Source organism: Streptomyces sp. Tu6071, from assembly GCF_000213055.1.
GTDB classification, from domain to species: Bacteria; Actinomycetota; Actinomycetes; order Streptomycetales; family Streptomycetaceae; genus Streptomyces; species Streptomyces evansiae.
Window position 1 is genome coordinate 2,726,754 of the sequence record NZ_CM001165.1, and the last position, 26,194, is coordinate 2,752,947.

Genomic DNA, 26,194 nt, shown 5'->3' on the forward strand with positions numbered 1-26,194 from the left:
CAGCGGGTCGAGACCCGGAGGAGTGGCCTCCCCCGGGTCTCCGTCATGCGGGATGACGCTGTGGACGGTTGTTCGGTTGCCCGTGGCCCGTACTTCGCTTGGCGTTCTCTTTACCCGCGCGTGCGGCTCAGCCTTCGAGCGCCTCGCGCTGGAGGGCCGCCAGGTCGGCGCAGCCCGCGCTCGCGAGATCGAGGAGCGCGTCCAGCTCGGCACGGTCGAAGGGCGCGGCCTCGGCGGTGCCCTGGACCTCGACGAAACGGCCGTCGCCGGTGCGGACGACGTTCATGTCGGTCTCGGCGCGCACGTCCTCCTCGTACCGCAGGTCGAGGTACGGGACGGAGTCGACGATGCCGACGGAGACGGCCGAGACGGTGTCGCGCAGCGGGACGCGTCCGGCCTTGACGAGCTTCTTGCCCTGCGCCCAGCGGACGGCGTCGGCGAGGGCGACGTACGCGCCGGTGATGGCGGCGGTGCGGGTGCCGCCGTCGGCCTGGAGGACGTCGCAGTCGAGGACGACGGTGTTCTCGCCGAGGGCGCGGGTGTCGACGACGGCGCGGAGGCTGCGGCCGATGAGGCGGGAGATCTCGTGGGTGCGCCCGCCGATCTTGCCGCGGACGGACTCGCGGTCGCCGCGGGTGTTGGTGGCGCGCGGGAGCATCGCGTACTCGGCGGTGACCCAGCCCTCGCCGCTGCCCTTGCGCCAGCGCGGCACGCCTTCGGTGAAGGAGGCGGTGCACAGGACGCGGGTGTCGCCGAAGGAGACGAGTACGGAGCCTTCGGCGTGCTTGCTCCAGCCGCGTTCGATGGAGACGGGGCGGAGCTGGTCGGGGGTGCGGCCGTCGATGCGTGACATGCGGCTGAGCCTAGTTGGTCGTGGGGGACGCCTGTTCCGCGTCCCCCACGCCGCCGGGAGGACCGGTCACATCATGTCTTCGATGTCCGCCGCGATGGGGTCGGCGTCGGTGCCGATGACGACCTGGATGGCGGTGCCCATCTTGACGACGCCGTGGGCGCCCGCGGCCTTGAGGGCGGCCTCGTCGACCTTGGAGGCGTCGTAGACCTCGGTGCGCAGCCGGGTGATGCAGCCCTCGATGTCGCTGATGTTGTCGAGGCCGCCGAGTCCGGCGACGATCTTCTCCGCCTTGCTGGCCATGCGCCACGCTCCTTGTGCCCGGTGCTCCGTGATGGGGGTTTTGTCACGTTAACTCACCGTTGGCCCATCTTCACGGGCGACGGGAACCGGGGTGCCGAATCATGACGCTCAGCAGGGGCGCGGCCCGGTCGGCACGGGAGGAATGCGGATGAGCGCGGCGACGAGTGCGGCGACGGCGGGGCCGGGGCCGTGGGGGAAGTTCTTCCAGGGCTTGCAGAAGATGGGGCGTTCGCTCCAGTTGCCGATCGCGGTGCTGCCCGCGGCGGGGATTCTCAACCGGCTGGGCCAGCCGGACGTCTTCGGCGACGACGGCCTGGGGTGGACGAACGTCGCGAAGGTGATCGACGCGGCGGGCGGGGCGCTGCTGGATTCCACGCTGGGGCTGCCGTTGCTGTTCTGCGTGGGTGTCGCGATCGGCATGGCGAAGAAGTCGGACGGTTCGACGGCGCTCGCGGCGGTGACGGGGTTCCTGGTCTTCTACGCGGTGCTCCAGGCGTTCCCGGTGGACTGCCCGCGGGGGCAGGAGGCGGTGGACGGGGGGTGCGTCGACTACGCGGGGAAGGCGTTCACGGCGGCGACGTACCAGAACCCGGGGGTGTTCGGCGGGATCGTGATCGGGCTGATCTCGGCGTACGTGTGGCGGCGGTTCTACCGGACGAAGCTCGTGGACTGGCTGGGGTTCTTCAACGGGCGGCGGCTCGTGCCGATCCTGATGGCGTTCATCGGGCTGCTGCTCGGGGGGCTCGCGGCGTGGGCGTGGCAGCCGATCGGGGACGGGCTGACGAGTTTCGGGGAGTGGTTGTCGGACGCGGGGGCGTGGGGTTCGGGGGTGTTCGGGGTCGCGAACCGGGCGCTGCTCGTGGTGGGGCTGCACCAGTTCCTGAACACGTTCGTGTGGTTCCAGTTCGGGGACTTCAAGGCGGCCGACGGCGACATCGTGCACGGGGACATCAACCGCTTCCTGGCGGGTGACCCGAGTGCGGGGCAGTTCCTGACGGGGTTCTTCCCGATCATGATGTTCGCGCTGCCCGCCGCCGCGCTGGCGATCACGCACTGCGCGAAGCCGCACCGGCGCAAGGAGGTGGGCGGGCTGATGCTGTCGGTCGCGCTGACCTCGTTCGTCACTGGGATCACGGAGCCGATCGAGTACTCGTTCCTGTTCGTGGCGCCGTTGCTGTACGCGGTGCACGCGGTGCTGACGGGTGTCTCGATGGCGGTGTCCTGGGCGCTGGGTGCGAAGGACGGCTTCAGTTTCTCGGCGGGGCTGATCGACTACGTCATCAACTGGTCGCTGGCGACGAAACCGTGGCTGTTGCTGATCATCGGGGCGTGTGCGGCGGTCGTGTACTACGTGGTGTTCCGCTTCGCGATCACGCGGTTCGACCTGAAGACGCCGGGGCGGGAGCCGGAGGAGGAACTGGAGGACGAGACGCGGGCGTGAGGGGGCGGTGCGGGCCGGGGCCCCGGGCGGGTCTCGCCCGGGGCCTGTGGGGGGCGCGCGGTTCTCGCCCGTGGCCCGTGGGGGCGCACGCCGGGGGGACGGCGCCTCGGAGCGCATGACGAGGGCCCCTTCCCGTGGGGCGGAAGGGGCCGTGGCGCGTGGGGTGCGGGGCTCAGATTTCGTAGACGGCGCCGGTGTGCGCGAGTTCGACGGGACCCTCGTAGACCTCGCGGGCGGCCGTCAGGTTGAGCTGGGGGTCGGTCCACGGGGGGATGTGGGTGAGGACGAGGCGGCGGGCGCCCGCGCGCTGGGCGCTCTCGCCGGCGTCGCGGCCGTTGAGGTGGAGGTCGGGGATCTCCTCCTTGCCGTCGGTGAAGGCGGCTTCGCACAGGAACAGGTCGCTGTCGGCGGCGAGTTGGTCGAGTGCGGCGGCCGGGCCCGTGTCCCCGGAGTACGTGAGGGAGCGGCCCTCGTGCTCGACGCGGAATCCGTACGCCTCGACCGGGTGGCGGACCTGCTCGGCGTGGAGCGTGAAGGGTCCGATGCGGAAACTGCCCGGTTTGAGGGTGTGGAAATCGAAGACCTCGGCCATCGCGGAGCGCGTGGGGGTGTCGCCGTGTCCCGCGGTGAGGCGTTCCTCGGTGCCCTCGGGACCGTATACCGGCAGCGGCCCGGTGGTGAGGGGGTCGGCGTTGTAGTAGCGCACGACGAAGTACGCGCACATGTCGATGCAGTGATCGGCGTGCAGGTGGCTGAGGACGACGGCGTCGAGTTCGTTCAGGCCGATGTGGCGCTGCAGCTCGCCGAGGGCGCCATTGCCCATGTCGAGGAGCAGCCGGAAGCCGTCGGCCTCTACGAGGTAGCTGGAGCAGGGCGAGTCCACGGACGGGATCGAGCCCGAGCAGCCGACGACGGTGAGCTTCATGAAGCGGGAACCTCCGCGCGGACGGGGTGAGCGGGGTGCGGGTGCGATCCGTCGAGCGTACGGGGAGTGCCGGTGGGCGGCTTCACGCCTGCGGCGGGTTGTGGGAGAAGTCACCGGCAAGACCACCCGTGAGGGGTGGGGGGCGGTCCCCGCCTGGACGCGGGTCCCTGGCGGGCCCGGGTCCCCCGGCGGGTGGGGCCACCGGCGGGCGCGGGTCCCTCGGCCGGTGCGGGTCCCCCGGTGGGCGCGGGTACGTGGGCGGGGCGCGGGTACCGTCGCGGGTATGGGTGTGTCGTGGTGGTGGTTGCTGGCCGGTGTGGTGGTGCTCGGGCTGCTCGTGTCGTGCGTCGACGCGTGGGGGCGCAGTGACCGGGGGCCCCGGGGGCGGCGGCGTCCGCCGCGCGGGCCCGGTGGGGCACGGGCGAGGGAGCCGCGGCCCGGTGAGATCTGGTGGGCGCTGGTGCCGTTCGAGGACGGGCCCGGGGCGAAGGACCGGCCGTGCCTGGTGCTGTCGGTGGGGCCGCGCGCGGCGCGGGTCATGAAGATCACGAGCCGTCAGCACCCGGAGCGCGACGGGGTCGTGGCGCTGCCGCCCGGCGCGGTGGACGACCGCGAGGGGCGGCGCAGCTACCTGGAGACGCGGGAGCGGCGGAAGGTGCCGCTGCGGGATTTCCGGCGGCGCGCGGGCGCGGTGGACGCGGGGGTGTGGGAGCGGGTGCGGAAGGGATGAAGGGGGCCCGGCCCGCCCGCCCCACCCCTCCGAGCCCGTCCGGCGGAGTCCGCAGGCCGCGGACGTCGTGGAGGCCGCAGCGCACCGGCCCCCACCACGACGCTGCCGAGGCGGCGCCGCGCGCCCGCCGCCGTGCGACCGCTCAGGCCCAGAGCTGGCCCTGCAGGGTCGCGATCGCCTCTTCCGTCGTCGGTGCCGTGTAGACGCCCGTCGAGAGGTACTTCCAGCCGCCGTCAGCGACGACGAAGGCGATGTCGGCCTCCTCGCCCGCCTTGACGGCCTTCTTGCCCATGCCGATGGCCGCGTGGAGCGCCGCGCCGGTGGAGATGCCCGCGAAGATGCCTTCCTCCTGGAGGAGTTGGCGGGTGCGGGTGACGGCGTCGGCGGAGCCGACGGAGAAGCGGGTGGTGAGGACGCTCTCGTCGTACAGCTCGGGGACGAAGCCCTCGTCGAGGTTGCGGAGGCCGTAGACGAGGTCGTCGTAACGGGGCTCGGCGGCGACGATCTTGACGTCCGGCTTGTGCTCGCGCAGGTAGCGGCCGACGCCCATGAGGGTGCCGGTGGTGCCGAGTCCCGCGACGAAGTGGGTGACCGAGGGGAGGTCGGCGAGCAGTTCGGGGCCGGTCGTGGCGTAGTGGGCGCCCGCGTTGTCCGGGTTCCCGTACTGGTAGAGCATGACCCAGTCGGGGTGCTGCGCCGCGAGCTCCTTGGCGACCCGTACGGCCGTGTTGGAGCCGCCCGCCGCCGGGCTGGGGATGATCTCGGCGCCCCACATGGCGAGCAGTTCGCGCCGTTCCTGGCTGGTGTTCTCGGGCATGACGCAGACCATGCGGTAGCCCTTGAGCTTGGCGGCCATGGCGAGCGAGATGCCGGTGTTGCCGCTCGTGGGCTCCAGGATCGTGCGGCCCGGTGTGAGACGGCCGTCCTTCTCGGCCTGCTCGACCATGTGGAGCGCGGGCCGGTCCTTGACGGATCCGGTGGGGTTGCGGTCCTCCAGCTTGGCCCACAGGCGGACCCCCTCCCCCGGCGTGAGCCGGGGGAGCTGGACGAGCGGGGTGTTGCCGACAGCGGCGAGAGCGCTCTCGTACCGCATCAGCGGGCGCCGCCGGCGACGGCGGGGAGGATCGTGACGCTGTCCCCGTCGCTGAGCTTGGTGCTGATGCCGTCGAGGAAGCGGACGTCCTCGTCGTTGAGGTAGACGTTGACGAAGCGTCGGAGCTTGCCGCCGTCGACGATGCGCTCCTGGATGCCGACGTGGCGGCTGTCGAGGTCGGCGAACAGCTCGGCGAGCGTGTCCCCGCTGCCCTGGACGGCCTTGGCGCCGTCGGTGTAGGTGCGGAGGATGGTCGGGATGCGGACCTCGATGGCCATGGCGGTCTCCTTTTCGGGAGGTCGTGGGCGCGCGGGGGCGCCTCGTTGCGGCGGTGCGGGGGTGGGGCGCCGTGGTGCGTGCGCTCGCCGGGACCGGCGCGGCGCGCGGGGGATCAGCGCTCAGCGCGGACAGAGGGCGCCGGCGACGCGGCAGAGGTCGACGTGGCGACGCGCCGTGAGCAGCGGGGTGCCCGGCTCCTGTGTACGCACGTCGAGGTCAACCATGGGGGCATCGTAACGATTCCCGGTCCGGTTCCCGGAGGGGTGTCCCGAGGCGCGGACGCCCGGCGTTCACATGCTGGCGCGGGGGCACCCGGGCCCCGCCCACCGGAAGCCGGACCGGAGGCCGAGCCGGGCGCCGCGCCGGACGCCGAGCCGGGCGCCGCGCCGGGCGCATCCGGCTCCATACGCCCCCGCCCCTCCCCCGCCCGCTTCTCAGGAGGCCGCCACGACCTTCACGTCCTCCTCCGTGACCACGCCGTCCACGATGCGGTACGAGCGGAACTGGAAGGGGCCCGCCTCGTCGGTGTCGGCGGTGGAGACGAGGACGTAGTGGGCGCCCGGCTCGTTCGCGTAGGAGATGTCCGTGCGCGAGGGGTACGCCTCGGTCGCCGTGTGCGAGTGGTAGACGATCACGGGCTCCTCGTCGCGGTCGTCGAGATCGCGGTAGAGGCGGAGCAGGTCGCCCGAGTCGAACTCGTAGAACGTGGGCGAGCGGGCCGCGTTGAGCATCGGGACGAAGCGCTCGGGGCGGTCGCTGCCCGCCGGTCCCGCGACGATGCCGCACGCCTCGTCGGGGTGGTCCGCGCGCGCGTGGGCGACGATCCGGTCGTACAGCTCCTGGGTCAGGGTCAGCATGGGGGCCAGCCTAAACGGCCCGTACGCGCGTACGGGCGGGTCCTTCCGGATGCTGGGACGGGCCCGCCCGCCACGGGTCTCAGGCTTCGGCGGGTGCCGTCTCCTCCGGGTCCGCGGGACGGGCGTACGGGGCGCGGGCGAGGTGGACGCGGTAGGCGGCGACGAGGAGCGCGCCCCAGACGGGCGCCGCGTAGAGGGCGATGCGGGCGTCCTTGTCGAAGCCCATGAGGACGAGGACCAGGAGGAGGAAGGCGAGGGCGAACAGGCTCGTGAAGGGGGCGCCGGGGGCGGGGAAGGAGGAGACGGGGAGTTCGCCGCGCTCGGCCTTGCGGCGGTAACGGAGCTGGCAGAGCAGGATCATGATCCAGGCCCACACCCCGCAGATGGTGGCGAGGGACATGACGTACTGGAACGCCTTGCCCGGCCACTGGTAGTTGATCCACACGCCGAGGAGCATGAGCGCGGCGGAGAAGGCGGTGCCGAGGAGCGGGGTGCCGGTGCGGGTGAGGCGGGCGAAGAGGGTGGGGCCCTGGCGGTTGAGGGAGAGGTCGCGGAGCATCCGGCCCGTCGAGTACATGCCGGAGTTGCAGGAGGAGAGCGCGGCGGTGAGGACGACGAAGTTGACGACGGCCGCGCCGACGCCGAGGCCCATCTGCTCGAAGGCGGCGACGAACGGCGAGACGTTCGGCTGGAAGTTCTTCCACGGGACGACGGACAGGATCATGATCAGCGCGCCGACGTAGAAGACGGCGATGCGCCAGGGGACGGTGTTGATCGCCTTGGGGAGGTTCTTCTCGGGGTTCTCGGACTCGCCCGCCGTGACGCCGACGAGTTCGACGGCGAGGAAGGCGAACATGACGATCTGGAGCGTCATGAGGGTGCCGCCGAGGCCGTGCGGGAAGAGGCCGCCGTCGTCCCACAGGTGGGCGACGCTCGCGGTCGGGCCCGCGTCGGAGAAGCCGAGGGTGAGGATGCCGAGGCAGATGAGGATCATGCCGACGATCGCGGTGACCTTGACCATCGAGAACCAGAACTCCAGCTCGCCGAAGAGCTTCACGGAGATGAGGTTCACGCCGAAGAGCAGGACGGTGAAGGCGAGCGAGGAGGCCCACTGCGGGATCGCCCACCAGAAGGTCATGTACTTGGCGGCGGCGGTGACCTCGGTGATCCCGGTGATGACCCAGCCGAGCCAGTACGTCCAGCCGGTGACGAAGCCGAAGAAGGGGCCGAGGAACTCGCGCGCGTACTCGGCGAAGGAGCCGGAGACGGGGCGGTAGAGGAGGAGTTCGCCGAGCGCCCGCATGATGAAGTAGATGACGAGCCCGGCCGCCGCGTAGGCGAGGATCAGGCTCGGGCCCGCCTTCGAGATGGCGGTCCCGGCGCCGAGGAAGAGCCCGGTGCCGATCGCGCCGCCGATGGCGATCATCTGGATCTGCCGCGCGCCGAGCGCCCGGTGGTACCCCTCGCCGCTCTCCGTCTTCCCGACCGCCTCCACGGGCTCCACCGGCTCCTCGCCGGGCGTGCCGATCTGCGTGGACGTCATGTGCCGTGCCTCTCTCCCGGGGGAAGAGGCCAGGTAACCACTTTGCGTGCCCGAACCGTCACATGACGTGAGGAGCGGCACTCGTACGCGTGAACGCTAGGGCAGCAGCGTCTCCACCAGGGTTTCCTGCAGGCCCCCCAGCCACAGGTACGCCATGACCATCGGCTTGCGCGGGTCGCTGTCCGGGAGTTCGTAGAGGAGTTCCGTGTCGCCCTCGGCGGTGATGTCGAGGCGGGTCGAGAGGGCGAGGCGCAGGTCGTTGAGGGTGCGCAGCCAGGTCTCGGCGGCGAGGCCCGCGAGCTGGAGGCGGGCGTTGCCGCGGGCGTCGGTGCGCAGGTCGTCGAGGGTGCGGACGACGGCGAGTGCGTCCTCGCGCTTGCGGGCGCGCAGGTCGTTCTCGGTGTAGCGGCGGAACTCGGCCGAGGCGGCGTGGAGTTCGGGGCCCTCGTCCTCGCCGGGGCGGGTGTACGCGTCGGGGAAGAGGCGGCGCAGGACCGGGTCGGAGGGCGGCTTGCTGGGGCCCTCGGCGAAGAGCCCGGCGAGCGGGTCGTCGTCGTCACCGCCGGGGCCGGGCCCGACGAGTTCGAGGAGCTGCACGGCGAGGGAGCGGATGATGCTGGTCTCGACCGCGTCGAGGGTGACCTCGGCGGCGCCGTCCGGGGTGCGTTCGAAGAGGCCGGGCATCAGTCGCGGTCCTGCTGGAGCGTGGCCCACAGTCCGTAGCCGTGCATCGCCTGCACGTCGCGCTCCATCTCCTCGCGGCTGCCGCTGGAGACGACGGCGCGTCCCTTGTTGTGCACGTCGAGCATCAGCTTGGTGGCCTTGTCCTTGGAGTAGCCGAAGTACGACTGGAAGACGTACGTCACGTAGCTCATCAGGTTGACGGGGTCGTTGTGGACGAGCGTGATCCACGGGAGGTCCGGCTCCGCGACCGCGAAGGACTCGGCCTCGGCGTCGGGCCGCTCCACCTCCATCGGGGCGGGGGTCGCCAGGCGGGCCGCCGGACGGGCGGCACCGCGCCCGGGTACGGGGGCGGCGGGCGAAGGGGCTGGGGAGACGGACGACACACTCACGGGGGCCATGCTGCCACTGTCCGGGACCCGTCGCACGAACGGCCCCGTCGGCGCCGCGCGGTCACGCCCCGTACCGGCGTGACCCAGCCCACCCCCAGAAATCGTCAGAGTGACGCTAACTGGGGTAGCATCCCTCGTATGAACACAGCGGACCTTGGCCTGCCGGTGGACGTCCCGTCGACAGCGCTCTTCACGGATCACTACGAGCTGACGATGCTCCAGGCCGCGCGGGCCAACGGCACGGCCGAGCGCCCCTGCGTCTTCGAGGTCTTCACGCGCCGGCTGCCCGAGGGGCGCAGGTACGGAGTCGTCGCGGGCACCGGGCGCGTGCTCGACGCCGTCGCGAACTTCCGCTTCGACGCGGACCAGCTGGAGTACCTGCGCGCCCACGAGGTCGTCGACGAGGACACGCTCGCGTGGCTCGCCGACTACCGCTTCTCGGGCGACATCTGGGGCTACCCCGAGGGCGAGGTGTACTTCCCCGGCTCCCCCGTGCTGCGCGTCGAGGGGACGTTCGCGGAGTGCGTGCTCCTGGAGACGGTGATCCTCTCGATCCTCAACCACGACTCGGCGATCGCCGCGGCGGCCTCGCGCATGTCCTCGGCCGCCGGGGACCGCCCGCTCATCGAGATGGGCGCGCGCCGCACCCACGAGCTGGCCGCCGTCGCCGCCTCCCGCGCCGCGTGGATCGGCGGCTTCTCGACGACGTCCGACCTCGCGGCCGGTTACCGCTACGGCATCCCCACGACCGGCACGAGCGCCCACGCCTTCACCCTCGTCCACGACGACGAGCGCGCGGCGTTCGAGGCGCAGGTGGCCTCGATGGGCCCGGACACGACGCTGCTCGTCGACACCTACGACGTCGAGAACGCGGTCCGCACGGCCGTCGAGGTCGCGGGCCCCGAGCTGGGCGCGGTACGCATCGACTCGGGCGACCTGCTCCTCGTCGCCCACCGCGTACGGGACCAGCTCGACGCGCTCGGCGCGCGGAACACGCGGATCGTCGTCACCTCGGACCTGGACGAGTACGCGATCGCCTCGCTCGCCGCCGCGCCCGTCGACGCGTACGGGGTCGGCACGCAGCTCGTCGTGGGCAGCGGTCACCCCACGTGCTCGATGGTCTACAAGCTCGTCGCCAGGGCCCGTTCCACGGAGCCCGGCGCACCCCTGGAGCCGGTCGCGAAGCGCTCGGTCGGGGGCAAGGCGTCCGTCGCGGGACGCAAGTGGGCGGCGCGGCGCAGGGACGCGGCGGGGACCGCGGAGGCCGAGGTCGTCGGCACCGGCGAGGTGCCGGACTCGCTCGGCGCGGACCTGCTTCTCGTACCGCTCGTGACGAAGGGCGAGGTCGTGGGCCGCGAGCCCATGAGCGCGGCCCGCGACCGCCACAAGGCGGCCCTGGAGGGGCTGCCGCTCTCGGCGACGCAGCTCTCCCGCGGCGAACCGGTGATCCCGACGGAGTACCACCTGGACGCCAAGGGCTGAGAACAGAAGCCGCTCAGGGGCTACCGCCCGGCCGTAGGCTGGGGGAGCTTGAGGAGCGGGGTGCGGGGCAGAGCCCCACCCACGGCACCCCGCGACAACGCCGGACCGCCCGCCCCGCCCACCCGCAGAGAGCCGAGGAATCCCGCCATGGCACGCGCCTTGATCGTCGTCGACGTCCAGAACGACTTCTGCGAGGGCGGCAGCCTCGCGGTGAGCGGCGGGGCCGACGTGGCCGCGGCCGTCACCGAGCTGATCACCCAGGGGGCACGCTTCGACCACGTCGTCGCGACGCGGGACGCGCACATCAACCCCGGCAACCACTTCTCGCGCAACCCCGACTTCGTCCGCTCCTGGCCGCCGCACTGCGTGCAGGGCACCGAGGGCATCGGCTTCCACCCGAACCTCGCGCCCGCGGTCGCGTCCGGCGCGATCGAGGCCGTCTTCGACAAGGGCGCGTACGAGGCCGCGTACAGCGGTTTCGAGGGCGCGGACGAGAACGGCGCGTCGCTCGCGGACTGGCTGCGGGCGCACGACGTGGACGCGGTGGACGTGGTCGGCATCGCGACGGACCACTGCGTACGCGCGACGGCGCTCGACGCGGCCGAGGAGGGCTTCCGCACGCGGGTCCTGCTCGACCTGACGGCCGGGGTCGCGCGCGAGACGACGGACCGGGCACTGGCCGAGCTGCGCGAGGCGGGGGTCGAGCTGAGCGGGGAACCGGTCGTGGCCTGATCGCGCCCGCGGCGCGGACCGGCCGACCCGCCTCGCGCCCCGCCCGCCCTGCTCCGGGACCGGCGCCCATCGCATATCGCCCAGCGCCCAGCGCCCAGCGCCCAGCGCGAGCATGACAAGCGAGTACGGGTGTCAGGCCGCGCGGTTCCCCAGCTCCGCCCCCAGGGCGCCCTGCGGGCGGAGGAGGGCCGCTATGGGGTGCCACAGCTCGTAGGGGTCGTCCGGGGCCGCGCGCCACAGGAGGCCCTCGGGGTGGTGCAGGACGGCGGTGATCTCGTCGGGGGTCGGGGGCGCGGTGTTGCCGCGCAGGTAGACGGCCCGCAGGCCGAGGTTGCGCAGCCGGGTCAGGGCGCGGGAACGGTTCTTCGCGCGGACCAGCACGCGGACGCTCGCGTCGTCGGCGCTCCGGCCCGCCCCCGCCGGGCCGCCGAGCGGGCCGCACGGCGGCCTGGGCAGGGTCAGGGCGACGATCACATCGCCGCCCGGCAACACGCAGTAACCACTTCCGGTCATCGTTGTCACACCCCCGTAAGACGTCGTGTCAATAAGGACCACATGGACGCATCTAAACGCGATCGGCCGCCGCCCGCTAGAGGGCGACGGCCGATCATGCTCTGACCTGCGGTGATTACTTCTTCAGTGTGGCGCGGTCCACGTGCACGGTGATCGTCGAGCCGCTGAGCGGCTGGCTCAGGATCGAGATCGTCGTGTTGGTGTCAGTAATCTTCACGCTCCCGGTGGGGTTCGCCGGGTCGTAGTAGGTGTTGCGGTGGTCGTCGAAGATCGGCACGCCGAGCTTCGCCTTGATCTTGGTGGCGACCCCGTCCTTGTGGAGGGTGAAGCCCGCCGAGGGGTACCACGAGAAGGCGGCGTCGTAGGGCTGGACGCGGTTGCGCATCAGGGTGCCGTCCGCCCACTTCTCGGCCTTCGGGTGGGCGTCCACCGGAAGGATGAGGCCCTCGCCCGGGTGGGCGGTGGTGTTGTTGTCCGCCTGCGAGGTGTCCCACTTCCAGATCACGAGACCCGGGTTGTAGGAGAAGTGCTCGACCCAGTCGGGACGGGTGCTCGGCCAGCCGAAGTTGTAGGGGCCGGTCTTGAGCGTCGTGTCGTACGAGACGTACTGGCGGTTCTCGGCGATGTAGTACTGCGGGTAGTCCTTGGTGAAGGACTCGCCGACGCGGCTGAAGCCCTTGGCGGTCCAGCCGTTGTCACCGTTCTCGACGTCGTCGCTCAGCAGCTCCGAGCCGTCCGCGACGACCTTGATGTCGTCGGCGGTGAAGCCCTTCATCGCCAGGCCGCCGTCCGTGAGGTAGCGGAAGCGGATGTCGATCTTCTTGCCCGCGTAGGCGTCGAGCGGGTACGAGAGGTCCTGGTAGGCGCCGGACGGGCCGGTGAGCGCGGGCTTGTCGCTGCCGTCGCGCGGGAGGGCCTTGCCGTTCGCCGTGCCGTCCAGCGGCTCCCAGTTCGCGCCGCCGTCCGTGCTGGCCTCGGCGTAGAGGAAGTCGTACTCGGCCTCGATGTCCCACCAGCCCTTGAGGTCCAGGGACGCGGCGGACTTGCCGGTGAGGTCGACCGAGCGGGTCAGCGTGTTGTTCAGGTTGTCGCCGCTGCCGGACCACCACTGCGTCGCGCCGCTCGCGGGCTTGACGATGGTCGTGGTCACCTCCTTGTCGGGGAGGTTGACGACGAGGCCCTGCTTGTCCTTCGTGTTGTACTCGGCGACGCCCAGCTTGGTCGTCGAGCTCTTCGCGGCGTTCGCGGTGCCGTAGTTGAGCCAGCCGAGCTGGAGCTTGTCCCAGGCGTTCATGTCGCCGGGCAGGTCGCCGATCGCGTTCTTGCCGCGGCCGAGCCAGGAACCGGAGGACATGAGCGACCAGTACGCGACGGAGTTGTCGCCCGTGTTCGTCGTGTCGTAGAGGTCGGGGAGGCCGAGGTCGTGGCCGTACTCGTGCGCGAAGACGCCGAGGCCGCCGTTCTCGGGCTGCATCGTGTAGTCGCCGACCCAGATGCCGGTGTCACCGATCTGCGTACCGCCGGCCTTGTTCTCGGCCGGGCCGGTGCGGCCCTGGTCGGTGCCGTAGGCGTACCAGCGGTGCGCCCAGATCGCGTCGGTGCCCTGGACGCCGCCGCCCGCGGACTCGTCCTCACCGGCGTGGACGATCTGGAAGTGGTCGATGTAGCCGTCCGGCTCGTTGAAGTCGCCGTCGCCGTCGAAGTCGTAGCGGTCCCACTGGTCGTACTGCGCCAGGTCCGCCTTGATGTCGGCCGCGGACTTGCCGGCCGCCTTCTGGTCGGAGACCCACTGGGTGACGCCGTCGCGCACGAGGTCCCAGACGGTGGAGCAGGTCGAGGCACCGCACTTGTTGTTGCCGTAACGGGCCTCGTTGGACTTGACCTTGACCCAGTCCGTGACCTCGCCGTCGACCGAGTAGCGGCCCGAGGACTGCTTCTCGTAGTACTTCTTCAGGGACTGGACGTTGTCGTCCTTCGAGTCCGAGAAGTACAGGTCCTGGTAGTGCTTCTGGTTGAAGTCCGCCTGCCAGTCCGTGGAGTTGTCGTTCTTCGCGTCCGGCTTGGCGATCTGGTTGTGCAGCGGGCCGGGCTGGCCGCCGTACGACGGGTCGACGTCGTCGCCGAATTCGACGAGGATCGTGAAGATCTTGTCCGTCTTCTCGCGGCCCAGCTCGACGTACTTGCCCTTGTCGAGCTTGAGGACCTTCGAGCCGTCGCGCTCGGTGGTCTTCTTCCGGCCCGTCAGAAGCTGGTTGAGCGCCTCCTGGCGCTGCGCGTCCTGCTTCTCGCTGAAGGGGCCCTCAAGATTGTGCTCGGCGCCCTTCTTGCCGAGGGCCGGGTCACGGCGCTCGATCTTCTGGCCGTCCTTGCCGCTCACCTGACCGTCGGCGGCCTGTGCGACCCCGAACGACGCGGCGGTGGCGCCGATCAGGCCGGTCGCCACGGTAACGGCGGCGGCTCTGAGGGCTCTCCGTTGTCTGCTCACCTGTGCGCTGTCCTCCCCGGAAGCGGGTTCCGGTCTCGCTTGACGGAACATCACTCGTTCCGACGAATCCCGGAACACACGTGCGGATACACGTGGTTCGCTATTCGACCGGAGAGACGGAAGAAAAACCAGATCTTGACTTGGGGACGGCAAGTGCGTTACCGCTCGCACACGTTCTGCACAGAAGGGGCACGGGGAGGGGTGGGGTGGGGGTGGGGGGTGAGCGGGGCTCGGCGGGTTCGGCGGGGGGCGAGGCGGGGCTTGGCGGGGGGAGCTTGGCGGGACGCTCGGCGGGGGCTTGGCGGCGTGGGGATCACGCTGCTGGGGGCGTTCTCGCGAGGCGCGGATCGGGCGGGTGCGCGGGGCTGGGGGCGAGCGCGGCCGGGCGGGTGCGCGGAGCCGGGGGGCGAGCGGCGGGCCTCGTGAGGGCGGCGTACGCGGGGGCGGGGAGCCCGCGCGGGCCCGGCGGGTTCGAGCAGCGGGGGGCGAGCGCGGCCGGGTGGGTTCGCTGGCGCGGCCAGGTGGGGTCGCTGGGCAGGGGGCGAGCGCGGGCCGAGCGGTTTTCGGAATGGGCGGCGAGCGCGTGTCGGGCGGGTTCGCGGGGCGGGCGCGGGCCGGGCGGGTGCGCGGGGCGGGCGGATTCGCGGCGCGGACGGGCGGCGTGCGCGGAGCCGGAGGGGCGAGCGGCGGGCCTCGTGCGAGCGGCGTACGCGGAGACGTGAATCCATGCGCCCCCCGTGCCCCGACGCCTCCCCGCCCGCTGCGCTTACCGCGGGACCCGCTGGGAATGGACGCCGTGAGAGCCACCCGCCGGGCGGCTCGTGCCCTCGTACCCCGTCACAGGACGGTCCCTCATGTCACGTCCGCGCCTCGCCCAACTCGCCAGCGGTTCCGCGACCGTGCTCCTCACGGTGCTGCTCGTCCTGCTCCTGTCCGGGACCACGTCGACCGCCTGGATCGCGCTCACGTGCGTGGCCGCGCTCGCCCTCGGCGTCGCGGTCGCCTACGCCCTGCGCCCGCAGGCCCCGCACGCGCCGACCGCCGCCCGGCCGTCCTCCGGCGTCCCCGTCGGCCGGCCCACCGCCTCCTCGTACCACCGCTGAGGCCCGCCGCCGGGCAGCGCCGTTGAGCCCCGCCGGGCGGAGCCGTTGAGCAGCCCGTCGAGCGGAGCCGTTGAGCAGCGTCGCTGAACGGATCGCTCAGACCACGACCACCACGGTCTTCGCCGCCTTGTCGTGCAGGCCCTGTTTGTAGGGGCGGTCGATGAACGACCAGCCCCCGCAGATCGCGGTCCACACGCAGGCGCAGCAGAAGGCGAAGGGCAGCCACAGCACGGCGGCCCGCACGAGGAGCGTGCGCGTGTCCGGGGTCAGCCCGTTGTCGAGCCTGGCCACGCGCAGGTTCATGAGCCGCTTGCCGAGCGTCTGCCCGCGCCGCTGGCCCATGAGCACGTCGTAGCCGATGTAGAGGATCGCCGCGACGAAGGACTGGCCGATCGAGCGGCCCGCGTCGGCGTGGTCGAAGTCGGTCTCGGAGACGCGGAAGAGCAGCGTCAGCAGGTAGACGACGATGCCGACGAGAACCATGTCGATGACTCGCGCGAGGACGCGTTTGCCGCTCGGCGCGAGCGGGGCCATCCCGGCGAGCGGGTCACCGGGCGGCGGCCCGTCGGGTCCGCCGGGGTACGGGCCGTAGGGGTTCTGGCCCTGACCGCCGTACGGGTTCTGGCCCTGGCCGCCGTACGGGACCTGGCCGCCGTAGGGGTTGTTCGGGTCGCCGCCGTAGGGGCTCCCGGGTCCGTTCCCGTACGGGTTCTCGGGGCCTTTCCCGTACGGGTTGTCCGGCTCGTTCCCGTACGGGTCGCCGCCGCCGGGCGGGGGCGGGTTCGCGCCGCCGTACGGGGGCGTGCCGCCCGTGGGGTGCTCGGACGGGGGCCGCTCGCCGCCCGGCGGGTCGTACGCGGAGCCCGGGCGGCCCGGGTCCTCGGCGGGTCGCTCGCCACCCGGCGGGTCGTAGGGGGAGCCGCCGCCCCGGCCTGCGGGGGGCTGCCGCTTGCGGAAGGGGTCCTCGCCCGGACGGTCCTCGTCGTCGGGCGGAGGCGGTGCGCTCGTCATGGCCCGAGTCGAGCGCGGGGCGCGGGGCCCCGCCACGGGACATGGGCCGGTCGGACCTCAGCGGGCCACGAAAGTATGAGCCGCCTTGTCGTGCCAGCACTGCCGCCAGGGCCGGTCGAAACACGCCCACAGGACACCCACGACACCGATCCCGAGCAGCCCGGGGACCGCGTAGACGAGCCAGCGGCGCAGCGCGGCGGCGAAGCCGGGCGGCTCGTGCTCCTCGATGTCGCGTACCCGCAGGCCGAGCAGCTTCTTGCCGAGCGTACGGCCGAACCGGGCGGTCGGCAGCGCCTCGTAGAGAAGCCCGAGGACGAGGAGGACACCGACCGAGGCGAGCAGACAGCTCACGGTCGTCGTGTCGACGAGCCAGACCTCGACGGTCTCGCCGCTCAGCTTCGCCGCGTCGACCTTCGCCTGGACGTGGTCGGCCGCGCGGCCCGCGAGCGGCACCACCGCCGCCCCGGTGAGCGCGCCGAGCAGCAGGCTGTCCACGATCCGCGCGAGGAGCCGCCGCCCGAGCCCGGCGGGCCGCACCGCCGCCTGCCGCCGCGCGGCGGCGGTGAAGGGGTCCTCGCGCACGGGCTTGAAGGGGGTGACGGGGGCGTCGGGGTCACTGGCGCCCACGCCGGTGGAGGAGGCGGAGTGAGCGGGTTGGGCGAGGGCGGAGACCTGGGCGGCCCAGGAGCGGGCGGGGGCGGGAGCGGGAGCGGAGGAGGAAGGAGAGGGGGCGGGGGGAGGGGATGCGGGGGTGGCCCTTAGGGGGCGGTCGAACGCATCACCTAGGGGTTCGTTGGGCCCCCCGGTGGGCCCAACGCGCGAGGCGGGAGGGAGGTTCCCGGGGGCGGCGGGGGCGGCGGGCGCGGCGGGCGCGGCCCCTAGGGGACGGTCGAACGCTTCACCTAGGGGTTCGACGGGCCCCCCGGTGGGCCCAACGCGCGGCGTCGGGCGGTGGTTCCCCGGCGTCGTGCCCACGTGGCTCCCGGGGGTGGCGGGAGCCTGGTTTCCCGGTGCGGGAGGACCGGACGCCGTCGGCTGCCGCGCCGCCTGCGAGCTCCCCGCAGCCGCGGGGCCCTGCTCCGCCAGACGGGCCGCTCGGGCCCGTACCGTGTCGTCCATGCCCACCGGCTTGCCGAAGGCGACGCCGCCCCGCGCGGAGGCACCGGGCTCGGGAGTGCCGGGCTCGGGGGCGCCGGGTCCGGGCGCATCGGGCTGGGGAGCCCCGGGCCCGACCGCACCGTTCGCGCCGGGCACCGGGCCCCACTGGTGGCCCTGCCCCCACTCCCCCGCCGCCCCGCCGCCGCTCCCCGGGCGCATCGAGAGGGTGCCCTGACCGCCCGTCGTGGGACCCCCGGCCGCCGGGAGGGCGGGGTGCTCCTCGACGGCGTCGAGCGCGCGCCGCTCGCCCGGCCCCGCAGGGCCGCCGGTCCCCGTACCCGCGCCGCCGACAGCGGCGCCCTGCCCCTGATAGGGCGTCACCGGCCCCTGCGGGCGCAGGCTCACCGTGCCCGTGCCCTCCTGGCGGGGCGCGGCGGGCTGGGGGCGGACGGGTTCGAGCGGGGGGCGGGTGTCGTACGGCGGTTGCGGGGTGTCGCGGTAGGGGTTCGGTTCGACGGGCGCTTCGGGCGAGGCGGCCGGGCGCGGGACGCGGGGGTCGTCGCCCTGCTCGGGGCCCGTGCCCCAGGAGACGCGCGGGGGCCGCCCCTGCGGGGTGTTCGCGCCCCAGGGGTCGGGGTCCTGCGGCGGGCTCGTGGGCTCGGGGCCGTAGAGGACGGGCGAGGTGGCGGTACGGGGGCCGTCGAAGAAGAGAGGCCCCGTCTCCTCGGGAGCGGCGGCGGCCGGGGCGGGCGGCGGCTGCGCGGCCTGGCGCGGATAGCCGGGGGGCGGGGGCGGGACCGAGCCGTCGGCGGGCGCGGGGCGGCTGGTGCCGGCGACCCAGCCCGTACCGCTCCAGTAGCGCAGGTAGCCGGGGATGGAGGGATCGGGGTAGTACCCCTCGCCGGGGTACGCGTCGCCTGCTGCCGGAGTGGGGGCGCTCATCGTCCGCTCGTCCCGTATCTGCTCGGTGAGTGGGGTGGGCGTCCACATTTACCAGAACTCGGGCGTGTTGCGGGCCGGTCCGGCAGAGGTGGGGGCAATCCCGGCGGTTGACCAAAATTCTTTCCGCAACCCGCGTAATGCTGTGCTGCGACCGCCCTCTCTCCCGGTACGGGCCTGCAGGTGGGCCGTCGCAGAGGCAGAAAGGGACCAGCCGTGGCGCACTCCGTCGTGGAACGTGAACTCGAACTCCAGCTCCTCGTCTCACCGGAACGCACCGTCGCGGTACCCGCACGGCTGACGTACCGCACGGACGACCCCTACGCCGTGCACATTCTCTTCCACCTCAACTCCGAGTCCCCGGTGGCGTGGACCTTCTCGCGCGAACTACTGATCGAAGGCGTGTTCCGTCCCTCGGGGCACGGCGACGTGCGGGTGTGGCCGGCGAAGGAGGACGGGCGCGAGACGGTACGGGTCGCGCTCACCTCGCCGGACGGCGAAGCGCTCATCCAGGTGCCCGCGCTGCCGATGACGGCGTGGCTGGAGCGCACGCTGCGGCTCGTACCGCCGGGCACAGAGGGCGAGTTGCTCGGCATGGAGGAGGGGCTGGAGCACCTGCTCGCGCCGATGCCGGTGGAGGAGCTGTGGCAGCGGGACCGCGATCCGTGGCGCGAGGAGGGGTTCGAGAGCGAGTGAGCCACCCTGACGTGGGAGTGGCCCTGCCCCCGGAGGAGCGGACCCGCACCCGGGCCACGCGCTTCCGCCCCGTCTACAGCACCTTGCCGGGGTTGAGGATGCCCAGCGGGTCGAGCGTGGCCTTGAGGGCGCGCTGCACCTCCAGGCCCGTTTCGCCCAACTCGCGGGCCAGCCACTCCTTCTTGAGGAGGCCGACGCCGTGCTCGCCGGTGATGGTGCCGCCGAGTGCGAGGCCGAGGGCCATGATCTCGTCGAAGGAGGCGCGGGCGCGGCGGGACTCGTCCTCGTCGGTGGCGTCGAAGCAGACGGTGGGGTGGGTGTTGCCGTCCCCGGCGTGGGCGCAGACGCCGATGGTCAACTCATGTTTTTCCGCGATGCGTTCGACGCCTTCGAGGAGTTCGGCGAGGCGGGAGCGGGGCACGCAGACGTCGTCGATCATCGTGGTGCCCTTGACGGCTTCGAGGGCGACGAGCGACAAGCGCCGTGCCGCGAGCAGGAGTTCGGACTCGGCGGGGGTCTCTGCGGGGACGACCTCGCTCGCGCCCGCCGCACGGCACAGGGCGGCGACGGCGGCCAGGTCGGCTGCGGGCTCCGGGGTGTCGAAGGCGCAGAGGAGGAGCGCGGCGGTGGACTCGGGGAGGCCCATGCGGGCGTGGGCGTTGACGGCGCGGACGGTCGTACGGTCCATGAGTTCGAGCAGGGACGGGGTGTGGCCGCCCGCCATGATGGCGCGAACCGCCTCGCAGGCGGCGCCCGTTGTGCCGAATTCGGCGGCGAGGACGAGCTGCGGGGCGGGTGCGGGCCTGAGGGCGAGCACGGCCCCCACGACGATGCCGAGGCTGCCCTCGGAGCCGACGAAGAGCCGCGTGAGGTCGTACCCGGCGACGCCCTTGGCGGTGCGGCGCCCGGTGCGCAGGAGGCGCCCGTCGGCGAGGACGACGTCGAGCCCGAGCACGTACTCGGCGGTGACCCCGTACTTGACGCAGCAGAGGCCGCCGGAGCCGGTCCCGATGTTCCCGCCGATCGTGCACATCTCCCAACTCGACGGGTCCGGCGGATAGTTCAGTCCGTGCTCGGCGACGGCGCGAGAGAGCACCGCGTTGATGACGCCGGGCTCGACGACGGCGATGCGCTCGACGGGATCGATCTCGACGATCCGGTCCATCTTGACGAGCGAGACCACGACGCACCCCTCGACCGCGTTCGCGGCCCCGGACAGCCCGCTGCGCGCCCCCTGCGGCACGACGGGCACACGGTGCGCGGTCGCGGTCCGCATGACGTGCTGGACCTCTTCGACGGTACGCGGCAGCACGACGACAGCCGCCCGCCCGGCCGCACAGAAGCTCGCCATGTCGTGCGCGTACGAGGCGACCACCTCGGGATCATCGACGACGGCGGAGTCGGGGAGCCCGGAACGGAGGTCGGCGAGGAGCGCGGTCTGCGGGGCACACGGCTGATCCGTCATGATCCCCAGCGTGGCATCGGGGGCGGGGAGACGGAAGCCCCCGGGGCGGGCGAGGCCACCGCGAGCGCCCGCATCGTCGTGGCGAGCGGGAACAGCCTCGCCTTCCGCGACGTGCGCGTCGGCGGGGACCTGCCCGACCGGCTCAAGGACGTGGTCTCCGGAGCGCTCGACCGGGAGATCCCGCTCGACGGCATCCCCGGCGACCTGCGCCTCACCCGTCTCACGACGACCTCCGAGGTCCTCAGCGCCGAGCTGTCCGGCAAGGACGTCACCTTCCGCCCCGACGACCGCGCCTGATCCACCGGCCCCGCCCGCCCACGGTCCGGGCGCTCGACCGCACGAAGGTGAACGACTGCGCCGAACCGGCCCCGCCCGCTCACAGTCCCGGCCGCCCCGCCGCCACCTGGGCACTTCCCGACCGTTTCGTCCCGCGTCTTGTCCACCCGGCTCCCCGAATGCCTGAATGAGACCGGCGGACCCGCCCCCGGTCCCGCACCACCGCGATGCCGCGCGACGCCCGCCGAGAGCCAGGCGCAGCCAGGAAACCGGAGCCCTTCATGATCGACGCCCTCGACGCCCGTCTTCTGCTGCTGCTCGCGCGTGAGCCGCGGATCGGGGTGCTCGCGCTGTCGCGGCGGCTCGGGGTCGCGCGCGGGACGGCGCAGGCGCGGCTCGACCGGCTGCGGGCGCGCGGGGTGATCCGGGGGTTCGGCCCCGAGGTGGACCCGGCGGCGCTCGGGTATCCGGTGACGGCGTTCGCGACGCTGGAGATCCGGCAGGGGCGCGGCGAGCAGGTGCGGGCGCATCTCGCGCGGGTGCCCGAGGTGCTCGAACTGCACACGATCACCGGGCAGGGCGACATGCTGTGCCGCCTCGTGGCCCGGTCCAACGCCGATCTGCAACGGGTCATCGACCAGGTCGTCGGCTTCGAGGGGATCGTCCGGGCCTCGACGGCGATCGTCATGGAGAACCCCGTCCCGCTGCGGGTCCTCCCGCTCATCGAGCAGGCGGCGCACGCGGCACGCGACTGACCGCCGCCGGGGCCCGACGCGCCCGCACCCGCTCACCGCCGCCCGCGCCCCACCCCTGCTCCCCCGCCCCTGCCTCCGGCCCCGCACCCTGCGCGCCTGCCCGTCTGCTCCTGCCCGCCGGATGGCCGTACTCCGGGAGCGCCGTCCCCGCGCCCCCGCCACTGTGGAGCGGTACGGCACGTACACGTACCGCCCTCGCGCGCGGTGGACCGCCTGTACGACGGCAGGAGTCAGGAGCGGTGGCGTGAATTTCTGGACCTATGTGGGGAACCGGCACGAGCAGTTGCTCTCGGACGCCTACCAGCACGCGAGCGCCGTCTTCCAGTGCATGGTCATCGCGACCGTCATCGGGGTGCTGATCGGCGTCTTCAGCTACCGCTCGGAGTGGGCGGGGAACCTCGCCACGACCGCGACCTCGACGATCCTGACGGTCCCCTCGCTCGCGCTCATCGGTCTGCTGGTGCCGATCGTGGGGCTCGGTGTCGCGCCCACGGTCATCTCGCTCGTGCTGTACGGGCTGCTGCCGATCGTCCGGAACGCGATCGTGGGCCTGCGCGGGGTCGACGCGACGCTGGTGGACGCCGCGAAGGGCATCGGCATGTCGCGTACCGCCCGGCTCCTGCGCGTCGAGCTGCCGCTCGCGTGGCCGCCGATCCTCACCGGCATCCGCGTCTCGACGCAGATGCTCATGGGGATCGCGGCGATCGCCGCGTACGCCTCCGGTCCCGGACTCGGTAACGAGATCTTCCGCGGCATCGCCTCGCTGGGCAGCAAGAACGCGCTCAACCAGGTCCTCGCCGGCACCGTCGGCATCGTCATCCTCGCCCTGCTCTTCGACTTCGGCTACGTCCTGATCGGCAGGCTCACCATCCCGAGGGGTATCCGTGTCTGACGCCACCACACCGCCCCCGGGCGCCTCGGCGCCCTCAGCGACGACCGCTCCCGACACGTCCGGCGCGGGTGCCACGAGCGGGGCGACGATCGAGCTGGAGAACCTCACCAAGATCTACGCGGGCACCACCGTCCCCGCCGTCGAGAACGTGAGCCTGGAGATCAAGGCGGGCGAGACCGTCGTCTTCGTCGGGCCCTCGGGCGGCGGCAAGACGACGCTGCTCAAAATGATCAACCGGCTCATCGAACCGAGCAGCGGACGGATCAGAATCGGTGGCGAGGACGTCACCGACATGGACCCGGTGAAACTGCGCCGGAAGATCGGCTACGCGATCCAGTCGTCCGGCCTCTTCCCGCACCTGACCGTCGCGCAGAACATCGCGCTCGTGCCGAAGATGATCGGCTGGTCGAAGAGCCGCGTGAAGGAGCGCGTCGAGGAGATGCTCGACCTGGTGGGACTCGACCCGGTGGAGTTCCGGGGGCGTTATCCGCGGCAGCTCTCCGGTGGCCAGCAACAGCGCGTGGGCGTCGCGCGGGCGCTCGCGGCGGACCCGCCCGTACTCCTCATGGACGAGCCCTTCGGCGCCGTCGACCCGATCACGCGCGATCACCTCCAGGACGAGCTGATCAGGCTCCAGCACGAACTGCACAAGACGATCGTCTTCGTGACGCACGACTTCGACGAGGCGATCAAGATCGGCGACCGGATCGCGGTGCTGCGCGATCGCTCGAAGATCGCGCAGTTCGACACTCCTGAGGCGATTCTGACCAATCCGGCGGACGACTTCGTCTCCGGCTTCGTCGGCGCGGGCGCGGCGCTCAAGCGCCTCAACCTCACCCGGGTACGGGACGTGGGGATCACCGACTGGCCGACCGTGTCCGTGGACGACCCGCTCCAGACCATTTTCGACAAGCTCCGCGACGCCGGGCACAACGAACTGCTCATGCTCGATCGCCGCGAGCGCCCCTACAAGTGGCTCAGGCGCGGCGACCTCAGCCGCGCCAAGGGCTCTCTCTCCCGGGCCGGGGCGCTCGTGCAGGACACGGTGACGCGGGACGCGACCCTGCGCGACGCGCTGGAGGCGGTGCTCACCGACAACGCGGGCCGCGTCGCCGTGACCGGGCGGCGCGGCGAGTACGAGGGCGTCGTCGACATGCAGACGCTGATGAACTCGGTGCACGAACTGCTCGAAGAGGACCGTTTGGAGGCGATCGAGCACCGTCACGAGCTGGAGGAGATCCAGGAGGAGCAGGACCCCGCGCACCACGGCCGGGTGACGGCACTGCAGGCGGAGGAGGAAGGGGCGGGCGCCTCGGGCGGTACGGGTGCGGGGGCGGGCGGTACGCGTCCGGGAGCCGCGTCCGGCGGGACCGCCGCCCCCGACGGGTCGCCCGAGAACCCCGGCGGGCTGCGGCCCGGCGGTTCGGCCGTCAGCGACGCGGGCCCCGAGACCGGGCGGGGCGAGTCGCGCCCCGGGGACCCGCACCGGGGTGGTGGGGCCGGATGAGCGAGCAGGACCCCCGCCGCCGCCCGCGCGATCCGGCCGAGGACCGCGAGACGGCACGCGGCCACGACCCGGCCCCCGAGCGTCTCGCCCGCACCGCCACCAGGTACGACGGCCCGCACCGCGCACGCGGCGACGGCGGCGGCCCCCAGGACGACGGGCGCGAGGACGACGGGCGGGACGAGCACGAGGACGACGGCCCGCGCGACGAGCACGACGCGCCGCGCGGCGGTCGCGTCGAGCGCGCCTCGCGCCGTATCGGCTGGCGCAAACTCACCTTCCTGCCCTTCGTGCTCGCGCTCGCGCTGCTCGGCACGTGGATCTACTACGACACGGCGACGCTCGACGTCATCGCCCGCAACTCGCTCGGCGGCGGGAACATCTGGCTGCGGGTACGCCAGCACATCCAGCTCACCGTCATCTCGACGTTCTTCGTGCTGATCATCGCGATCCCGCTCGGCATCCTGCTCACCCGGCAGCGGCTGCGCAAGGCCGCCCCCGTCGCGGTCGCCTTCGCCAACATCGGGCAGGCGACCCCGGCGCTCGGGCTCCTCGCGCTGCTCGTGATCTGGCTGGGCACGGGCGAGTTCCCCGCGCTCGTCGGCATCATCATCTACGCGATCCTGCCCGTCCTCTCGAACACGATCGCCGGCCTGCGCGCCAACGACCCGACGCTCCTCGAAGCCGCGCGCGGCATCGGCATGTCGCCGCTCATGGTGCTCGGCAAGGTCGAACTGCCGCTCGCCGTGCCGCTGATCCTCTCGGGCGTGCGCACCGCGCTCGTCCTCAACGTCGGCACCGCGACGCTCGCGACGTTCGGTGGCGGCGGCGGGCTCGGCGACATCATCACGGCGGGCATCACCAACCAGCGCATGTCGGTCCTCGTGATCGGCTCGATCCTCACGATCGTGCTCGCGCTCCTCGTCGACTGGCTCGCCTCGCTGGCGGAACTGCTGCTGAGGCCGCGAGGACTGGAGGTCAGCTCGTGAAAGCGGGACTTTTCCGTCGGGGTACGGGGCTTCGTGGGGGCGGTACGGGGCTCCGTACGGGAGGTACGGGTCTCCGGGCAAGCGGTACGGGGCGCCGCGCGGGGCTTCGTACGGGCGTGAAGTACCCCCGCACCGCTGTCGCCGCGCTCGCCGGGGTGCTCGTGATCGGGGCGGCGGGGTGCGGGCTCACGAGCGGCAGCCCGCTCGTCGACAACGTCGAACCCGGGACGGTGGGCAGGGGCGAGCCGCTCAAGGGCGCGAAGCTCACCGTGGCGTCGAAGGAGTTCACCGAACAGCTCGTGCTCGGCGCGATCATGGGCATCGCCTTCAAGGCGGCGGGCGCCGACGTCCTGGACCGTACCGGCATCCAGGGCTCGATCGGCGCGCGCGAGGCCGTCAGGAGCGGCACGGCGGACGCGATGTACGAGTACACGGGGACGGGCTGGATCACCTACCTCGGCCACACGAAACCGATCGTGGACCCGCACGAGCAGTGGGTGGCCGTGCGCGACGCGGACCGGCGGAACGGCATCACGTGGGGCACGCCCGGACCGCTCAACAACACGTACGCGCTCGCGCTCAACCGGAAGAACGAGAAGAAGTACCGCACGAGGACGCTCTCCGACGTCGCCGCGCTGTCGAAGAAGAACCCGGGCGCCGTGACGCTGTGCGTCGAGGGCGAGTTCGCGGCCCGCGAGGACGGCCTCAACGGGCTCAAGAGGGCCTACGGGATGAACATCCCGAACTCGCGCATCACCAAGATGGCGGGCGGCATCGTCTACACGCAGACCGCGAAGGGCGCGTGCGTCTTCGGCGAGGTCTTCACGACGGACGGGCGCATCAAGGCCCTGCACCTCGCGGTCATGAAGGACGACAAGCACTTCTTCCCGAACTACAACGTGGCGCCCGTCTTCCACACGAAGGCGCTCGAAGAGCACCCGCAGATGGAGCGGGTGCTGGCCCCGATCACGAAGAAGCTGACGAACGCGGTGGCGCGGGAGCTGAACGCGAAGGTGGACGTGGACGGCGAGGACCCGCACGACGTGGCGCGGGACTGGCTGGAGGAGGAGGGGTTCGTGAAGAAGGGAGGGGGGTGAGGGGAGCGGGAGGCTGAGGGGGAGGCCGCGAAGGAGAGCCTGCCGGTGGGGGCGAAGGGTGGT

The 26,194-nt window shown here is 72.4% G+C and carries 27 protein-coding genes; 12 read left to right on the plus strand and 15 right to left on the minus strand.

Features of this window, described 5'->3' with window-relative positions; all coding sequences use genetic code 11:
* Positions 1 to 127: 127 nt before the first annotated feature.
* Positions 128 to 853 carry a ribonuclease PH gene (gene rph, locus STTU_RS11130; protein ID WP_007822756.1) on the minus strand — a complete coding sequence of 242 codons (726 nt, stop codon included), beginning with the start codon at positions 851 to 853 and terminating at the stop codon, positions 128 to 130.
* A 66-nt stretch (positions 854 to 919) separates the two neighbouring features.
* A complete protein-coding gene (locus STTU_RS11135; RefSeq protein WP_008745947.1) occupies positions 920 to 1,153 on the minus strand; it encodes a glucose PTS transporter subunit EIIB in 234 nt (77 codons plus the stop codon).
* Positions 1,154 to 1,301: 148 nt separating this feature from the next.
* Here STTU_RS11135 and STTU_RS11140 point away from each other — a divergent pair, with 148 nt between their 5' ends.
* Entirely contained in the window at positions 1,302 to 2,594 is a 1,293-nt protein-coding gene (locus tag STTU_RS11140; protein WP_043254845.1) for a PTS transporter subunit EIIC, read from the plus strand.
* Positions 2,595 to 2,766: 172 nt separating this feature from the next.
* Here STTU_RS11140 and STTU_RS11145 read toward each other — a convergent pair whose 3' ends face one another.
* The gene (locus STTU_RS11145) at positions 2,767 to 3,519 is read right to left on the minus strand and encodes an MBL fold metallo-hydrolase (protein ID WP_010263669.1); all 753 of its coding nucleotides are present in this window, start codon (positions 3,517 to 3,519) and stop codon (positions 2,767 to 2,769) included.
* A 283-nt stretch (positions 3,520 to 3,802) separates the two neighbouring features.
* On the opposite strand from STTU_RS11145, the gene STTU_RS11150 reads away from it, so the two are divergent.
* Positions 3,803 to 4,249, plus strand: coding sequence for a type II toxin-antitoxin system PemK/MazF family toxin (locus STTU_RS11150; RefSeq protein WP_007822760.1), 447 nt, complete (start codon positions 3,803 to 3,805; stop codon positions 4,247 to 4,249).
* Between the two features lie 142 nt (positions 4,250 to 4,391).
* Here STTU_RS11150 and STTU_RS11155 read toward each other — a convergent pair whose 3' ends face one another.
* The 7 genes from STTU_RS11155 to clpS all read right to left on the minus strand — a co-directional run bounded on the left by STTU_RS11155 (position 4,392) and on the right by clpS (position 8,995).
* Positions 4,392 to 5,342 (minus strand): PLP-dependent cysteine synthase family protein, encoded by a 951-nt coding sequence (locus STTU_RS11155; protein ID WP_007822762.1) that lies wholly within the window; start codon positions 5,340 to 5,342, stop codon positions 4,392 to 4,394.
* The gene (locus STTU_RS11160; protein WP_007822763.1) at positions 5,342 to 5,620 is read right to left on the minus strand and encodes a MoaD/ThiS family protein; all 279 of its coding nucleotides are present in this window, start codon (positions 5,618 to 5,620) and stop codon (positions 5,342 to 5,344) included. The genes STTU_RS11155 and STTU_RS11160 overlap by 1 nt, the downstream gene beginning before the upstream one ends.
* A gap of 120 nt (positions 5,621 to 5,740) precedes the next feature.
* On the minus strand, positions 5,741 to 5,845 hold the full coding sequence (locus STTU_RS36045; protein ID WP_010295339.1) for a putative leader peptide: 105 nt from the start codon (positions 5,843 to 5,845) through the stop codon (positions 5,741 to 5,743).
* A gap of 210 nt (positions 5,846 to 6,055) precedes the next feature.
* Positions 6,056 to 6,478, minus strand: a complete 423-nt coding sequence (locus tag STTU_RS11165; RefSeq protein ID WP_007822764.1) for a Mov34/MPN/PAD-1 family protein — start codon at positions 6,476 to 6,478, stop codon at positions 6,056 to 6,058.
* Positions 6,479 to 6,557: 79 nt separating this feature from the next.
* On the minus strand, positions 6,558 to 8,021 hold the full coding sequence (locus STTU_RS11170) for an amino acid permease (RefSeq protein ID WP_007822765.1): 1,464 nt from the start codon (positions 8,019 to 8,021) through the stop codon (positions 6,558 to 6,560).
* 96 nt (positions 8,022 to 8,117) lie between these two features.
* Positions 8,118 to 8,705 (minus strand): DUF2017 domain-containing protein, encoded by a 588-nt coding sequence (locus tag STTU_RS11175; protein WP_007822767.1) that lies wholly within the window; start codon positions 8,703 to 8,705, stop codon positions 8,118 to 8,120.
* Entirely contained in the window at positions 8,705 to 8,995 is a 291-nt protein-coding gene (gene clpS / locus STTU_RS11180; RefSeq protein ID WP_010263673.1) for an ATP-dependent Clp protease adapter ClpS, read from the minus strand. Before clpS ends, STTU_RS11175 begins: the two co-directional genes overlap by 1 nt.
* Positions 8,996 to 9,232: 237 nt before the next feature.
* On the opposite strand from clpS, the gene STTU_RS11185 reads away from it, so the two are divergent.
* Together STTU_RS11185 and STTU_RS11190 are read left to right on the plus strand one after the other, a co-directional pair.
* Complete coding sequence (locus tag STTU_RS11185) at positions 9,233 to 10,576, plus strand: nicotinate phosphoribosyltransferase (protein WP_043254847.1); 1,344 nt, start codon at positions 9,233 to 9,235, stop codon at positions 10,574 to 10,576.
* 147 nt (positions 10,577 to 10,723) lie between these two features.
* Entirely contained in the window at positions 10,724 to 11,308 is a 585-nt protein-coding gene (locus tag STTU_RS11190) for a nicotinamidase (RefSeq protein ID WP_007822776.1), read from the plus strand.
* Between the two features lie 132 nt (positions 11,309 to 11,440).
* Here STTU_RS11190 and STTU_RS11195 read toward each other — a convergent pair whose 3' ends face one another.
* Positions 11,441 to 11,821, minus strand: coding sequence for a hypothetical protein (locus tag STTU_RS11195; protein WP_199785013.1), 381 nt, complete (start codon positions 11,819 to 11,821; stop codon positions 11,441 to 11,443).
* A 115-nt stretch (positions 11,822 to 11,936) separates the two neighbouring features.
* Positions 11,937 to 14,306, minus strand: a complete 2,370-nt coding sequence (locus tag STTU_RS11200; RefSeq protein WP_052862352.1) for an immune inhibitor A domain-containing protein — start codon at positions 14,304 to 14,306, stop codon at positions 11,937 to 11,939.
* Positions 14,307 to 15,160: 854 nt separating this feature from the next.
* Between STTU_RS11200 and STTU_RS11205 the strand changes: the two genes are divergently transcribed.
* Positions 15,161 to 15,409, plus strand: a complete 249-nt coding sequence (locus STTU_RS11205; RefSeq protein WP_007822783.1) for a hypothetical protein — start codon at positions 15,161 to 15,163, stop codon at positions 15,407 to 15,409.
* A gap of 96 nt (positions 15,410 to 15,505) precedes the next feature.
* Here STTU_RS11205 and STTU_RS34910 read toward each other — a convergent pair whose 3' ends face one another.
* Positions 15,506 to 16,420: an RDD family protein gene (locus STTU_RS34910; RefSeq protein WP_007822784.1), complete on the minus strand. Its 915-nt coding sequence runs from the start codon at positions 16,418 to 16,420 to the stop codon at positions 15,506 to 15,508.
* A gap of 57 nt (positions 16,421 to 16,477) precedes the next feature.
* Positions 16,478 to 18,460, minus strand: a complete 1,983-nt coding sequence (locus tag STTU_RS11215; RefSeq protein ID WP_043257297.1) for an RDD family protein — start codon at positions 18,458 to 18,460, stop codon at positions 16,478 to 16,480.
* Positions 18,461 to 18,673: 213 nt separating this feature from the next.
* Here STTU_RS11215 and STTU_RS11220 point away from each other — a divergent pair, with 213 nt between their 5' ends.
* Positions 18,674 to 19,153 (plus strand): SsgA family sporulation/cell division regulator, encoded by a 480-nt coding sequence (locus STTU_RS11220; protein WP_007822787.1) that lies wholly within the window; start codon positions 18,674 to 18,676, stop codon positions 19,151 to 19,153.
* 73 nt (positions 19,154 to 19,226) lie between these two features.
* Here STTU_RS11220 and STTU_RS11225 read toward each other — a convergent pair whose 3' ends face one another.
* A complete protein-coding gene (locus tag STTU_RS11225) occupies positions 19,227 to 20,618 on the minus strand; it encodes an FAD-binding oxidoreductase (protein ID WP_043254853.1) in 1,392 nt (463 codons plus the stop codon).
* Between STTU_RS11225 and STTU_RS34915 the strand changes: the two genes are divergently transcribed.
* The 6 genes from STTU_RS34915 to STTU_RS11255 all read left to right on the plus strand — a co-directional run bounded on the left by STTU_RS34915 (position 20,508) and on the right by STTU_RS11255 (position 26,131).
* Positions 20,508 to 20,915, plus strand: coding sequence for an LmeA family phospholipid-binding protein (locus tag STTU_RS34915; RefSeq protein WP_199785098.1), 408 nt, complete (start codon positions 20,508 to 20,510; stop codon positions 20,913 to 20,915). The two genes, STTU_RS11225 and STTU_RS34915, sit on opposite strands and share 111 nt — an antisense overlap.
* A 260-nt stretch (positions 20,916 to 21,175) precedes the next feature.
* Positions 21,176 to 21,649 carry an Lrp/AsnC family transcriptional regulator gene (locus STTU_RS11235; RefSeq protein WP_009068340.1) on the plus strand — a complete coding sequence of 158 codons (474 nt, stop codon included), beginning with the start codon at positions 21,176 to 21,178 and terminating at the stop codon, positions 21,647 to 21,649.
* A 244-nt stretch (positions 21,650 to 21,893) separates the two neighbouring features.
* Positions 21,894 to 22,541, plus strand: coding sequence for an ABC transporter permease (locus STTU_RS11240; protein ID WP_009068339.1), 648 nt, complete (start codon positions 21,894 to 21,896; stop codon positions 22,539 to 22,541).
* Positions 22,534 to 24,048 (plus strand): betaine/proline/choline family ABC transporter ATP-binding protein, encoded by a 1,515-nt coding sequence (locus STTU_RS11245; protein WP_043254855.1) that lies wholly within the window; start codon positions 22,534 to 22,536, stop codon positions 24,046 to 24,048. Before STTU_RS11240 ends, STTU_RS11245 begins: the two co-directional genes overlap by 8 nt.
* Positions 24,045 to 25,034, plus strand: a complete 990-nt coding sequence (locus STTU_RS11250) for an ABC transporter permease (protein WP_007822796.1) — start codon at positions 24,045 to 24,047, stop codon at positions 25,032 to 25,034. The genes STTU_RS11245 and STTU_RS11250 overlap by 4 nt, the downstream gene beginning before the upstream one ends.
* A gap of 116 nt (positions 25,035 to 25,150) precedes the next feature.
* Positions 25,151 to 26,131: a glycine betaine ABC transporter substrate-binding protein gene (locus STTU_RS11255; RefSeq protein WP_007822798.1), complete on the plus strand. Its 981-nt coding sequence runs from the start codon at positions 25,151 to 25,153 to the stop codon at positions 26,129 to 26,131.
* Positions 26,132 to 26,194 lie beyond the last annotated feature (63 nt).

What these genes read in the sequence shown, in the direction of transcription:
- rph (WP_007822756.1), bottom strand. Translation starts at nt 853, where the DNA reads ATGTCACGCATCGACGGCCGCACCCCCGACCAGCTCCGCCCCGTCTCC.
- STTU_RS11135 (WP_008745947.1), bottom strand. Translation starts at nt 1,153, where the DNA reads ATGGCCAGCAAGGCGGAGAAGATCGTCGCCGGACTCGGCGGCCTCGAC.
- STTU_RS11140 (WP_043254845.1), top strand. Translation starts at nt 1,302, where the DNA reads ATGAGCGCGGCGACGAGTGCGGCGACGGCGGGGCCGGGGCCGTGGGGG.
- STTU_RS11145 (WP_010263669.1), bottom strand. Translation starts at nt 3,519, where the DNA reads ATGAAGCTCACCGTCGTCGGCTGCTCGGGCTCGATCCCGTCCGTGGAC.
- STTU_RS11150 (WP_007822760.1), top strand. Translation starts at nt 3,803, where the DNA reads ATGGGTGTGTCGTGGTGGTGGTTGCTGGCCGGTGTGGTGGTGCTCGGG.
- STTU_RS11155 (WP_007822762.1), bottom strand. Translation starts at nt 5,342, where the DNA reads ATGCGGTACGAGAGCGCTCTCGCCGCTGTCGGCAACACCCCGCTCGTC.
- STTU_RS11160 (WP_007822763.1), bottom strand. Translation starts at nt 5,620, where the DNA reads ATGGCCATCGAGGTCCGCATCCCGACCATCCTCCGCACCTACACCGAC.
- STTU_RS36045 (WP_010295339.1), bottom strand. Translation starts at nt 5,845, where the DNA reads ATGGTTGACCTCGACGTGCGTACACAGGAGCCGGGCACCCCGCTGCTC.
- STTU_RS11165 (WP_007822764.1), bottom strand. Translation starts at nt 6,478, where the DNA reads ATGCTGACCCTGACCCAGGAGCTGTACGACCGGATCGTCGCCCACGCG.
- STTU_RS11170 (WP_007822765.1), bottom strand. Translation starts at nt 8,021, where the DNA reads ATGACGTCCACGCAGATCGGCACGCCCGGCGAGGAGCCGGTGGAGCCC.
- STTU_RS11175 (WP_007822767.1), bottom strand. Translation starts at nt 8,705, where the DNA reads ATGCCCGGCCTCTTCGAACGCACCCCGGACGGCGCCGCCGAGGTCACC.
- clpS (WP_010263673.1), bottom strand. Translation starts at nt 8,995, where the DNA reads ATGGAGGTGGAGCGGCCCGACGCCGAGGCCGAGTCCTTCGCGGTCGCG.
- STTU_RS11185 (WP_043254847.1), top strand. Translation starts at nt 9,233, where the DNA reads ATGAACACAGCGGACCTTGGCCTGCCGGTGGACGTCCCGTCGACAGCG.
- STTU_RS11190 (WP_007822776.1), top strand. Translation starts at nt 10,724, where the DNA reads ATGGCACGCGCCTTGATCGTCGTCGACGTCCAGAACGACTTCTGCGAG.
- STTU_RS11195 (WP_199785013.1), bottom strand. Translation starts at nt 11,821, where the DNA reads ATGACCGGAAGTGGTTACTGCGTGTTGCCGGGCGGCGATGTGATCGTC.
- STTU_RS11205 (WP_007822783.1), top strand. Translation starts at nt 15,161, where the DNA reads ATGTCACGTCCGCGCCTCGCCCAACTCGCCAGCGGTTCCGCGACCGTG.
- STTU_RS34910 (WP_007822784.1), bottom strand. Translation starts at nt 16,420, where the DNA reads ATGACGAGCGCACCGCCTCCGCCCGACGACGAGGACCGTCCGGGCGAG.
- STTU_RS11215 (WP_043257297.1), bottom strand. Translation starts at nt 18,460, where the DNA reads ATGAGCGCCCCCACTCCGGCAGCAGGCGACGCGTACCCCGGCGAGGGG.
- STTU_RS11225 (WP_043254853.1), bottom strand. Translation starts at nt 20,618, where the DNA reads ATGACGGATCAGCCGTGTGCCCCGCAGACCGCGCTCCTCGCCGACCTC.
- STTU_RS11235 (WP_009068340.1), top strand. Translation starts at nt 21,176, where the DNA reads ATGATCGACGCCCTCGACGCCCGTCTTCTGCTGCTGCTCGCGCGTGAG.
- STTU_RS11250 (WP_007822796.1), top strand. Translation starts at nt 24,045, where the DNA reads ATGAGCGAGCAGGACCCCCGCCGCCGCCCGCGCGATCCGGCCGAGGAC.